Here is a 10,973-nt window from a genome sequence, read left to right on the forward strand (position 1 = left end):
CGCATTCGCGAGCAAGCCCGCTCCCACATTTGAATCGGGTTACACCCTTACTGGTGGTTTAACGCTCGCAGGATCGCGGCACTTTCGGCATCCGGTGTGCCATCAAACAGCGATGGGCGGAAGTGCATCTGGAACGCGGCAATCACGTGGCGCGTGGCGACATCCAGTTCACCGGTCTGCGGCGTCTGGTAGCCAAGGCGAGCCAGTTCTTCCTGGAACCAGGAAACGCTCGGCAACTCGGCAGCGTACTGCACCTGGTATCGAGCGACGGCTTTAGCATCCGGCCAAACCCCCAGTCCCTCGGCCGCCAGGCGTTTCCACGGAAACAGCGGGCCCGGATCAAGCTTGCGCAGCGGCGCGATGTCGCTGTGGCCAATGATGTTCTTGGGGTCGATGCCATTGCGCTTGCTGATGTCCTTGAGCAACACCACCAGTGACTGCACCTGCGACTCGGCGTACGGGTACCACACGCGGCCTGTCGGGCTGTCTGTGTAGCCGGGGTTCACAATTTCGATGCCGATGGAGCTGGAGTTGAGCCAGGTGCGCCCCATCCATTCGCTTTCGCCGGCGTGCCAGGCGCGCTGGCTCTCGTCGACCAGCTTGTAGATGGTGCCCGAGGCGTCGTCGCCGATCAGGTAATGGCTGCTGACCTGGCCGTGAGTCAACAGCGCCAGGGAGCGTTCAAGGTTGGTGGAGGTGTAATGGACGACGACGAACTGCACGCGGTTGTCGTGGTTCACCGATGGGTGGCTGGTGTTCAGGCGCGGGCCGCTGGCGCAGCCGGCGAGAAGGAGAAACACAAAGGCGAAGTACAGTGATTTCATGGCAGAAGACGTTACGCTGAAGACGATAATGCAACAGTGTAACGTATGGGTTGGGCGGCGACGGTCAAATCACAAAATGGAACATCTTTTACGCCGCCAGCACCTGATTACGCCCTGCCGCCTTGGCCCGATAAAGCGCCTCGTCGGCGCGCTTGAGCGCCGCATCACTGCGCTCGCCTGGCTGGAACTGCGCCACGCCCATGGACACGGTAAGGGTCACCGGCTCGCCTTTGAAGTGGAATGGGCACGCCTCAATGGCCGCACGCAGCCCCTCTCCCACGGCCAAGGCGTCCGCCAGGGATGAGTCGGGCATTACCAGTACAAATTCCTCACCGCCGAAACGCGCGATAAAGTCCGTCGGGCGCAGGCGTTTGCGCAACACGCTGGCAATGATTTTCAGCACCTTGTCGCCCGCCAAATGACCATAGCTGTCGTTGATACGCTTGAAATGGTCCAGGTCCAGCATCGCCAGGGCCAGGCTGTTGCCGCGCTGGTGCCAAGTGTTGACCTCATGGTCGAGGCGCTCACTCCAGGCGGCACGGTTGGGAAGACCGGTCAGCGGATCGATCAAGGCCTTCTGGCGTTGTACTTCCAGGTGCTCGCGGTAGCCTTGAGCCTCCTGCTCCATGTTCGCTACGCGCTCGGCCAGGCCTTGCAAGCGCGCCGCCACTTCCTGCTCGCGCTGGTCACGCTGCTGCTGGTGTTCGTCCATAGTGCCGAGCAAGCCTTCAAGGTGGCTTTCCAGCACGTGCTTGAGGCTGTCCAGGTCGGCCGCCTCCTGCACGCTGCTTTGCAGGCCGTCGACCTGCTCACGAATCTGTGTGTCCAGTTCGCGCGCCGCCGAACGGCTGTCGGCGTGGCCGTCACTGGCGACCTGCAGATGGCCCTGGAACGCTTCAAGCCGCTCGTTGAGCTGTTTGAGATAAGCCTCGAACTCATGCTGGCCACTGTCGGTGATCGCCAGCATCAGCACCGCCAGATCATCGAGGATCGGCAGCAGTTCGTACCAGTTCAGGCCATGGGCCAGCCGCTCGCGCATGGCTTCGGCTTGGGGCCGATGGCGCTCAGGCAGCGACAAGTCTTCCAGCAGCCCGAGCAGGGTGTCTTCGATATGTTTGGCGACCGAGCTGTAGGACGGTTCCGGCGAGTCGGGCAGGGCGTAGATGCCGTCCGGTTGCGGCGCGTCTGGCTCGGGTTCGTCCGCCTCCAGCACGGGCGGGAGTGACAAGCTGCCGATCGTTGTTGCATCCGGCGTGTCGATTTGAATCTCGGGCGTGTCGATGAAGGCGGCAAGGGCGCTTTCGGGCGCCGACGCCTCCACAGCCGGCTCAGCTTCTTCAGGCGCCAGGGCTTCAACGCGCTGCACCTTGGCCACTGCCGGAGCAGGCGCTTCGAAGACAAACGTTTCGCTGGCAACCTCCACCACTTGGGCAGGCGCCACAGGCTCTGGCTGCGCGGCGACCGGCGTTGACGGCAACGGTGCGAAGGCGCGCAAGGCTTGGGTCAGCTCGTCAGATTGTGCCGGCTCTTGAGGTTCCGGCGCAGGCTTGGGCGTTGCGGGCTTGGCCGTAACAGGCTCCGGCGCAGGCGTGGTTTCGACCACCAGCGCCTCATTCGAAACATCCTTTGCGCCAAACAGACGCTGCAGCAAGCCCGGCCCGGGGCGCGCAGTTTCGCCCTCCGGTTCAAGGTTATTCAGGGCCTGCCCCTGCAGGCTGCTCAACTCGCTGAGGAGCAGCGGTATCTCACGCGCCTGGCCGACGCGCCCCTCCAGCTGCTTGGCGAACGTTTTCAGCGGACGCGCCACCTCGCGCGGCAGCGGCAATTGTTGCAACTGTGCGACCAGGGCGGTGAGCGCGGTGCTGATCTGGTCGACCCGGGTTTCGCGGCGCTGCTCGGAGTCGAGCACGGCTTTTTCCAGGCGCGGCAATAACGCGGCGAGGGCGGCGTCCATGTCATCGGTGCGCACGACATCGCGCATTTCCTTCATGCATTGATCGACCGCGCGGTCAGTCCCCTCAGCCGCCAATGTGCTGCGCACCAGCCCGCGACGCAGCAGGTCGAGGCGGGCGGCCCAGCGGCGTTCGAGCTTGTCTTGTTGCTCGATGCTTTTAAGGTATTTCTCTTTCCAGCGCTGGGCGTCGTCGCTCATGCAAGGGGTCCGCGAGGGCCTGGGCTCAACGCGGGTAATGCATCAGCCGTGAGCGAACCCGGCAGACGAATCTCTACCGCGACCGGCAGGTGATCGGAAATGGGCTGCGCAAGAACCTGCACGCTTTCAAGCGTGAGGGTCGGGCTGAGCAGGATATGGTCGAGACAGCGTTGCGGACGCCAGCTGGGAAACGTGGCTTCGACTTGCGGCGCCAGTAACCCGAGGTCCCGCAGCGGGGAATTTTGCAACAGATCGCTGGCATGGGTATTCATGTCACCCATCAGCACCTGATGTTTGTAATTGCCGATCAGCTCGCGGATGTAGGCAAGCTGCATCATGCGCGTACGTGAGCCGAGCGACAGGTGCATCATCACCACCACCAAGGCCTCAGGGCCTTCGCCAAAGCGCACGAGGATCGCGCCGCGACCCTTGGGGCCTGGCAACGGGTGATCTTCGATAGCCCACGGCTTCAGGCGGCTGAGCACACCATTGCTGTGCTGCGCCAGGCGCCCGAGGTTGCGATTGAGTTGCTGATACCAGTACGGAAAGGCACCGAGCTGAGCCAGGTGTTCCACTTGGTTGATGTAGCCGGAGCGTATGCTGCCGCCGTCGGCTTCCTGCAAGGCGACCAGGTCGAAGTCGTTGAGCAGGTTGCCGATCTTTTGCAGGTTAAGGGCGCGCCCGTTGTGGGGCAGCAGGTGCTGCCAGCCACGGGTCAGGTAGTGCCGATACTTCTCGGTACTGATGCCCACCTGGATATTGAAGCTGAGCAGCCGCAAGCGGCTGTCTGCCGGCAAACCTGTGGCTTCCAGATGATGTTCATTGACCTGCGGGTCATGCAGGCCAACAACACGTTCGGTACCCCAGCGGCGCATGGTGGGCCCCTTACTTGGCTGCGCGCTCTTTGGCGATCAGCTGGTCGGCAACATTGAGGGTCTGTTCAGGACCGCCGGTGGTGCCCAGGTCAAAGCGGTATTTGCCGTTGACGATCATGGTCGGAACGCCTTGCACGCCGTACTTCTGCGCGAGTTCCTTGGCCTGCTTGATCTGGCCCTGGATGGCGAAGGAGTTGAAGGTGGCCAGGAACTTGTCCTTGTCGACACCTTGGGTGGCAACGAAGTCGGCCATGTCTTCAGGCTTGGTCAGGCGCTTGCCTTCTTTCTGGATCGCGTTGAACACGGCGTTGTGAACCTTGTGCTCCACACCCATGGCTTCCAGGGTCAGGAACAGTTGGCCGTGGGCATCCCAAGGGCCGCCGAACATGGCCGGGATGCGCTTGAAGTTCACGTCGGACGGGAGTTTTTCAACCCATGGGTTGATGGTCGGTTCAAAAGCGTAGCAATGCGGGCAGCCGTACCAGAACAGCTCCACCACTTCGATCTTGCCAGGTTCCGAAACCGGGACCGGGTTGGCCAATTCAACGTAGGTTTTACCGGCTTCAAGCGGCACGTCGGCGGCTTGTGCGGTCATGCCGAAGAGGCTGGCAGTGACGAGAGCGGCGCTGAAGATCAGATTACGCATGCTTTACTCCTGGACAAATAAAGTCGCCTCACGCGACCTTTGTTGTGACAGGTCTACGCGGGCATGAGTTCGTTAGTGTAACGGCACCGGCCACAAAAAAGGGCGGCCTGGGCCACCCTTTTTATGCTTGCATCGATGGATTAATCGAGCGTTAACGTACTGTTACGATCAATGCAGACCCTGGATGTACTGGGAAACCGCTTCGATGTCCTTGTTGCTCAACTTACCGGCAATGCTTTGCATGATTTTGGTATCGCCGTCGTTGGTGCGGTTACCTTCACGGAAGTCGGTCAGTTGCTTGGCGATGTACTGCGCATGCTGGCCGCTCAAGTGCGGAAAGCCTGCAGCGGCAAGGCCTGCGCCGTTGGGCGAATGGCAGCCGAGGCACGAAGGCATGCCTTTTTCCAGGTTGCCGCCGCGGAACAGTTCTTCACCGTGGGCCACAACTTTCGGATCGGCAGCTCCCACACTGCCGTGCTGGCTGGCAAAATACGCCGCGATGTCTGCCAGGTCCTGATCGCTGAGGTTGGTCAGCAAGCCGGTCATTTCGAGTACCGTGCGCTTGCCATCCTTGATGTCGTGCATCTGCTTGGTCAGGTAACGTTCACCCTGGCCCGCCAGTTTGGGGAAGTTCGGTGCCGGGCTGTTACCATCCGGTCCATGGCAAGCACCACATACGGCGGCTTTCGCCTGGCCCGCTGTAGCGTCGCCTGCAGCATGGGCAACACCGGTGATGCCCAAGGTCAACAGCAGACTCACGATCAGTTTGTTCATCAGCTAATCCAACTACGGCTAAGGGGTTTAAGAGTTATCTACCGGGTTTACTCACCATCAATTCAATGATGGCCTGGTAATCCTCAGTACTGCAGTCCATGCACAAACCACGCGGCGGCATTGCCTTGAAACCCTGGGTCACGTGTTGCACCAGCGTGTCCATGCCCTGCGCCAGTCTAGGCGCCCACGCTGCCTGGTCACCCCGTTTGGGGGCGCTGGGCAGTTGGCCGGCATGGCAAGCCACGCAAACTCGGTTGTACACCGCTTCCGGATCCTGTGTAGCCTGAGCGCCGTAAAGCGGGATCAGGACACCAAAAGCGAGCAACCATCGGGTCATACATCGACCTTTTCAGGGTTTGAGAGCGTTTTGCGTTCTAATGCGCAATGAAGGTCTTTCGCTCCCGTGAACTTCATCCTTCGCTGGGACAAAGCACACACAAAATCTGCGGCATTATATACTGGCGCTACTGAAACGGAAACGACACCGCTTGCCGCACCCTTTCTCGGCACCGCCCACATCGGAAATCTCATGCAACTCAAGAATCCCATCCTTGGCCTGTGCCAACAGTCCACGTTTATGCTCAGCGCCGCCAAAGTTGACCAATGCCCTGATGACGAAGGCTTTGAAGTCGCCTTTGCCGGCCGTTCCAACGCCGGTAAATCGAGCGCGCTGAACACCCTGACTCACGCCAGCCTGGCGCGCACCTCAAAAACCCCGGGCCGCACGCAACTACTCAATTTCTTCAAGCTAGACGATGATCGGCGTCTGGTCGACCTGCCGGGCTACGGTTACGCAAAAGTACCTATCCCGTTGAAGCTGCACTGGCAGCGTCACCTTGAGGCTTACCTGGGTGGCCGAGAGAGTTTGAAGGGCTTGATTTTGATGATGGACATCCGTCATCCAATGACCGATTTCGACCTGTTGATGCTCGACTGGGCAGTGGCCAGCGGCATGCCGATGCACATCTTGCTGACCAAAGCCGACAAGCTCACCTACGGCGCAGCCAAGAACACGCTGCTCAAAGTGCAGGCTGAAATCCGTAAGGGTTGGGGTGACACGATCACCATCCAGTTGTTCTCGGCGCCGAAGCGCATGGGCCTGGAAGACGCTTACACCGTGCTGGCCGGCTGGATGGAATTGGCGGACAAGGGCGCGGAAATCGCGGAATAACATTTCTGCAGGCAAAAAAAACCCCGGACTTCACATGGGGAGGGGAAGTTCGGGGTTCAAGTTCCGGACCGCTAGGGCGGGGTCCAGATATCTGCCAACACTTAACACAACATAGGAGCATTGAAGGGCTTCACCACCCATTCAGTAACTCTGAGTAGCAATTCACGGCTTAAGTTCCGACACCAGAAAAACAATTTGAAATAACTGACGGCGACTTCCGAACTAAAGCACTCTGCCACCACGCCGGTGATGGCAGACCTGTGAAATCAGTGTGCTTCGTCCCAGTTATCGCCCACGCCCACGTCGACCACCAGCGGCACGTCCAGCTGCGCAGCAGCGCTCATGTGCTCGCGAATCTTCTCGCTGACGTCTGCCACCAGGTCCTCACGCACCTCAAGCACCAATTCATCGTGTACCTGCAGGATGACCTTGGCATCCAGGCCAGACTCCGTCAGCCAGTCGTCCACCAACACCATGGCTTTCTTGATGATATCCGCCGCCGTGCCCTGCATCGGCGCGTTGATCGCCGTGCGTTCGGCGGCTGCGCGCTCCTGAGGCCGGTTGGAATTGATATCCGGCACATACAAGCGCCGCCCGAAGATGGTTTCAACAAACCCCTGGTCGGCAGCCTGCGCGCGGGTGCGCTCCATGTACTCGCGAACCCCGGGGTAACGAGCGAAATACACATCGATATAAGCCTTGGCGGTCTTGGTATCGACGCCAATGTCTTTGCCCAGCTTCTGCGCACCCATGCCGTAGATCAGGCCAAAGTTGATCGCCTTGGCGCTGCGGCGCTGATTGGACGTGACCTCAGTGAGCTCAACCTTGAACACCTCGGCCGCCGTGGCCGTGTGCACGTCCAGGTCGTTGCGGAAGGCATTCATCAACCCCTCGTCCTTGGACAGGTGCGCCATGATCCGCAGCTCAATCTGCGAATAGTCGGCCGCCAGCAGCTTGTAGCCCTTAGGCGCGACAAATGCCTGGCGAATCCGCCGCCCTTCAGCAGTACGCACCGGGATGTTCTGCAGGTTCGGGTCGCTGGACGACAAACGTCCGGTCGCCGCCACGGCCTGATGATAGGACGTGTGAATGCGCCCGGTACGCGGGTTGATCTGCTCCGGCAAACGGTCGGTGTAAGTGCTTTTCAGCTTGCTCATGCTGCGGTACTGCATCAGCACTTTAGGCAGCAGGAAGTCATCTTCGGCCAACTTGGCCAACACTTCTTCCGCCGTGGAAGCCTGACCCTTGCCGGTCTTCTTCAGCACGGGCAAACCGAGTTTTTCGTAGAGAATTGCGCCAAGTTGCTTGGGCGAACCCAGGTTGAACTCCTCGCCGGCGATCTCGAACGCCTGGCGCTCCAGCTCTACCATCTTGTCGCCCAACTCGATGCTCTGGATGCCCAGCAGCTTCGAGTCAACCAGCGCGCCCTGGCGCTCAATGCGCGCCAGCACCGGCACCAATGGAATCTCGATGTCCGTCAGCACGCTGGCCAGCGTCGGAATAGCGGCGAGTTGTGCGTGCAGCGCCTGATGCAGGCGCAGCGTCACGTCGGCATCTTCGGCCGCGTAAGGGCCCGCCTGTTCCAGCGGGATCTGGTCGAACGTCAGCTGCTTGGCGCCTTTGCCGGCGATGTCCTGGAAGCTGACAGTGTCGTAATCCAGGTACTTCTTGGCCAGGCTGTCCATGTCGTGCCGGGTGGCGGTGGAATTCAGCACATAGGATTCAAGCATGGTGTCGAAAGCGATACCGCGCACGGTGATGCCGTTTGCCTGGTCACCGCCAATGGCGCAATTGGCCAGGATGTTCATGTCGAACTTGGCGTGCTGGCCGACCTTGAGCTTGGTCGGGTCTTCCAGCAGCGGCTTCAACGCCAGCAGAACCGTGTCGCGATCCAGCTGTTGCGGCGCACCGATGTAGGAATGCGTCAGCGGAATGTAGGCAGCTTCATAAGGCTTAACAGAGAAGGACACCCCAACCAACTGCGCTTGCTGAGCGTCGATCCCGGTGGTTTCGGTATCAAACGCGAACAGCTTTGCCTCGTTGAGCTTTTTCAGCCACGAGTCGAACTGAGCCTGAGTGAGGATAGTTTCGTACACCGCCTCTACAGGCACTGTCGCAATCGTCTCAGCCGCCTCCTCGACGACAGGCGCCGACGAAACAGCGCTCAACTCCACACGCTTGGCATCGCGCTGAATCTCATCAATCCAGCTCTTGAACTCAAGCAGCGTGTACAGCTCCAGCAGCTTGTCGCGATCCGGCTCAATCAGGTGCAGATCGTCCAGGCCCACGTCCAGCGGTACATCAATCTTGATCGTCGCCAACTGGTAAGACAGGAACGCCATGTCCTTATGCTCTGCAAGCTTGGCCGGCAGCGTCTTGGCCCCGCGAATCGGCAGCGTCGGCACAATGTCCAGCTGCTCATAAAGCTCTTTGAGGCCGCCATTCACGCCCACCAGCAAGCCGGAAGCAGTCTTGGGACCAATGCCCGGAACGCCCGGGATGTTGTCGGACGAATCGCCCATCAACGCCAGATAGTCGATGATCTGCTCGGGAGCGACGCCAAATTTCTCCTTAACGCCTTCGATGTCCATCGCGCTACCGGTCATGGTGTTGACCAAGGTAATGTGCCCGTCCACCAGCTGCGCCATGTCTTTATCGCCGGTGGAAATCACCACCGGGCGGTCGGCAGCCGCACTGCTGCGGGCCAGGGTGCCGATCACGTCATCGGCCTCAACGCCTTCGACACACAGCAGCGGGAAGCCCAAAGCGATCACGCTCTGGTGCAACGGCTCGATTTGCAGGCGCATGTCATCGGGCATGCTCGGGCGGTTGGCCTTGTATTCGGCGTACATGTCATCGCGAAAGGTCCCACCCTTGGCGTCGAATACGACGGCAAACGGGCTGTCCGGGTACTGCTTGCGCAGGCTCTTGAGCATGTTCAACACGCCCTTGACCGCGCCCGTCGGCAGGCCTTTGGAGGTGGTCAGTGGAGGCAGCGCGTGAAAGGCGCGGTACAGATATGAAGAACCGTCCACCAGGACGAGGGGCGCTTTGCTCATGAGCAGGATCAACCTTTTCGGCGGGTCAGGCGCTAGAATAGCCGGACCAATGACGACAAAGGGACAAGGTTATCATGCGTACATTCAATCGCCTGCTCTTGACTGGCTTGATTGCACTCGCTCCGATGGCTGCCATGGCGGCAGACAGCGCCCCTTCGGGCGATCCGGACGTTACCATTCGCACGGAAGGCGACCGAACCATCCAGGAATATCGCCAAAACGGTTTCCTGTACGCCATCAAGGTGACCAAGAAGGGCTTTCCTCCCTACTTCCTGGTGCGCGCGGACGGAACCGATGCGAATTTCATCCGTTCTGACCAGCCGGATATGCTGATCCCGTCATGGAAGATCTTCGAATGGAAATGATTTCTTAACTTCAATTGGCGCCGCACACCGCGGCGCCCGTACTGGCAGTTTTAACCATGTCTGTGTTCACCCCCCTGGCTCGGCCCGAGCTGGAAACCTTTCTCGCCCCTTACGGGCTCGGCCGCCTGCTTGATTTCCAGGGGATTGCCGCTGGTAGTGAAAACACCAATTTTTTTATCAGCCTGGAGAAGGGCGAATTCGTCCTGACCCTGGTTGAGCGCGGCCCCGTGGCAGAAATGCCGTTCTTCATTGAACTGCTCGACGTGCTCCACGACGCCGACCTGCCGGTACCTTACGCCCTGCGCACCACCGACGGCGTGGCCTTGCGTACGCTTGCGGGCAAACCGGCACTGCTGCAACCGCGCCTGGCCGGCAAGCACATCAAGGACGCCAACGCGCAACATTGCGCGCAGGTCGGCGAGTTGCTCGGCCATCTGCACCTGGCGACTCAGGGCGAGAAAGTCCTGGAGCGCAAGACCGATCGCGGGCTGGAGTGGATGCTGAGCGAAGGCGCGCAACTGATTTCGCACCTCAACGATGCCCAACAGCGCCTGTTGCAAGCGGCATTGACCGAGATCGAAGCCCACAAGGCGCATATTCTTGCGTTGCCACGCGCCAACGTTCACGCCGACCTGTTCCGCGACAACGCGATGTTCGAAGGCACGCACCTCACCGGCCTGATCGACTTCTACAACGCGTGCTCCGGCCCAATGCTGTACGACGTGGCGATCGCCCTGAACGACTGGTGTTCGGACGCCGACGGCGTCATTGACGGGCAACGCGCCCGCGCACTGCTGGGCGCCTACGCCGGGCTGAGGCCGTTCACTGCCAAGGAAGCCGAGCTGTGGCCGACCCTGTTGCGCGTGGCGTGTGTGCGCTTCTGGCTGTCACGACTGATCGCGGCGGAAACGTTCGCCGGGCAGGATGTATTGATCCATGACCCTGCGGAGTTCGAGCATCGGCTGGCGCAGCGTCAGCAGGTGACGGTTCACTTGCCGTTTGCCCTCTAAGAAGGCCTGCTCGGTCAAAAAATGTGGGAGCGGGCTTGCTCGCGAATGCGGTGAATCAGCCAAAAATGCATTGACTGACACACCGCATTCGCGAGCA

General features: G+C 60.3%; 10 protein-coding genes. 3 read left to right on the top strand and 7 right to left on the bottom strand.

Annotated elements, in window-relative coordinates:
• Window positions 1-47: 47 nt before the first annotated feature.
• From WBB95_RS24670 to WBB95_RS24695, 6 genes are all read right to left on the bottom strand, one after another.
• Complete coding sequence (locus WBB95_RS24670; RefSeq protein WP_424489943.1) at window positions 48-824, bottom strand: N-acetylmuramoyl-L-alanine amidase; 777 nt, start codon at window positions 822-824, stop codon at window positions 48-50.
• Window positions 825-912: 88 nt separating this feature from the next.
• Window positions 913-2,976, bottom strand: a complete 2,064-nt coding sequence (locus WBB95_RS24675) for a diguanylate cyclase (RefSeq protein ID WP_424489944.1) — start codon at window positions 2,974-2,976, stop codon at window positions 913-915.
• On the bottom strand, window positions 2,973-3,851 hold the full coding sequence (locus WBB95_RS24680) for an endonuclease/exonuclease/phosphatase family protein (protein WP_424489945.1): 879 nt from the start codon (window positions 3,849-3,851) through the stop codon (window positions 2,973-2,975). Before WBB95_RS24680 ends, WBB95_RS24675 begins: the two co-directional genes overlap by 4 nt.
• Before the next feature lie 10 nt (window positions 3,852-3,861).
• Entirely contained in the window at window positions 3,862-4,497 is a 636-nt protein-coding gene (locus WBB95_RS24685; protein ID WP_424489946.1) for a thiol:disulfide interchange protein DsbA/DsbL, read from the bottom strand.
• A gap of 168 nt (window positions 4,498-4,665) precedes the next feature.
• Window positions 4,666-5,271, bottom strand: coding sequence for a c-type cytochrome (locus tag WBB95_RS24690; protein ID WP_424489947.1), 606 nt, complete (start codon window positions 5,269-5,271; stop codon window positions 4,666-4,668).
• Window positions 5,272-5,305: 34 nt separating this feature from the next.
• Window positions 5,306-5,608 carry a c-type cytochrome gene (locus tag WBB95_RS24695; RefSeq protein WP_424489948.1) on the bottom strand — a complete coding sequence of 101 codons (303 nt, stop codon included), beginning with the start codon at window positions 5,606-5,608 and terminating at the stop codon, window positions 5,306-5,308.
• A 192-nt stretch (window positions 5,609-5,800) separates the two neighbouring features.
• Here WBB95_RS24695 and yihA point away from each other — a divergent pair, with 192 nt between their 5' ends.
• Window positions 5,801-6,442, top strand: coding sequence for a ribosome biogenesis GTP-binding protein YihA/YsxC (gene yihA, locus WBB95_RS24700; protein ID WP_099601836.1), 642 nt, complete (start codon window positions 5,801-5,803; stop codon window positions 6,440-6,442).
• A 266-nt stretch (window positions 6,443-6,708) separates the two neighbouring features.
• Here the strand turns inward: yihA and polA are convergent, their stop codons facing one another.
• Window positions 6,709-9,501 (bottom strand): DNA polymerase I, encoded by a 2,793-nt coding sequence (polA, locus tag WBB95_RS24705; protein ID WP_424489949.1) that lies wholly within the window; start codon window positions 9,499-9,501, stop codon window positions 6,709-6,711.
• Window positions 9,502-9,575: 74 nt separating this feature from the next.
• Here polA and WBB95_RS24710 point away from each other — a divergent pair, with 74 nt between their 5' ends.
• Both WBB95_RS24710 and WBB95_RS24715 read left to right on the top strand, forming a co-directional pair.
• Window positions 9,576-9,866 carry a DUF2782 domain-containing protein gene (locus WBB95_RS24710; RefSeq protein ID WP_424489950.1) on the top strand — a complete coding sequence of 97 codons (291 nt, stop codon included), beginning with the start codon at window positions 9,576-9,578 and terminating at the stop codon, window positions 9,864-9,866.
• 56 nt (window positions 9,867-9,922) lie between these two features.
• Window positions 9,923-10,876, top strand: a complete 954-nt coding sequence (locus WBB95_RS24715; RefSeq protein WP_424489951.1) for a homoserine kinase — start codon at window positions 9,923-9,925, stop codon at window positions 10,874-10,876.
• Window positions 10,877-10,973 lie beyond the last annotated feature (97 nt).

Origin of the sequence: Pseudomonas sp. (genome assembly GCF_049645325.1) — a bacterium.
Classification (GTDB): Bacteria; Pseudomonadota; Gammaproteobacteria; order Pseudomonadales; family Pseudomonadaceae; genus Aquipseudomonas.

Bases quoted from the DNA above. Each gene is read 5' to 3' on its own strand.
- WBB95_RS24670 (WP_424489943.1), bottom strand. From the start codon at position 824: ATGAAATCACTGTACTTCGCCTTTGTGTTTCTCCTTCTCGCCGGCTGC.
- WBB95_RS24675 (WP_424489944.1), bottom strand. From the start codon at position 2,976: ATGAGCGACGACGCCCAGCGCTGGAAAGAGAAATACCTTAAAAGCATC.
- WBB95_RS24680 (WP_424489945.1), bottom strand. From the start codon at position 3,851: ATGCGCCGCTGGGGTACCGAACGTGTTGTTGGCCTGCATGACCCGCAG.
- WBB95_RS24685 (WP_424489946.1), bottom strand. From the start codon at position 4,497: ATGCGTAATCTGATCTTCAGCGCCGCTCTCGTCACTGCCAGCCTCTTC.
- WBB95_RS24690 (WP_424489947.1), bottom strand. From the start codon at position 5,271: ATGAACAAACTGATCGTGAGTCTGCTGTTGACCTTGGGCATCACCGGT.
- WBB95_RS24695 (WP_424489948.1), bottom strand. From the start codon at position 5,608: ATGACCCGATGGTTGCTCGCTTTTGGTGTCCTGATCCCGCTTTACGGC.
- yihA (WP_099601836.1), top strand. From the start codon at position 5,801: ATGCAACTCAAGAATCCCATCCTTGGCCTGTGCCAACAGTCCACGTTT.
- polA (WP_424489949.1), bottom strand. From the start codon at position 9,501: ATGAGCAAAGCGCCCCTCGTCCTGGTGGACGGTTCTTCATATCTGTAC.
- WBB95_RS24710 (WP_424489950.1), top strand. From the start codon at position 9,576: ATGCGTACATTCAATCGCCTGCTCTTGACTGGCTTGATTGCACTCGCT.
- WBB95_RS24715 (WP_424489951.1), top strand. From the start codon at position 9,923: ATGTCTGTGTTCACCCCCCTGGCTCGGCCCGAGCTGGAAACCTTTCTC.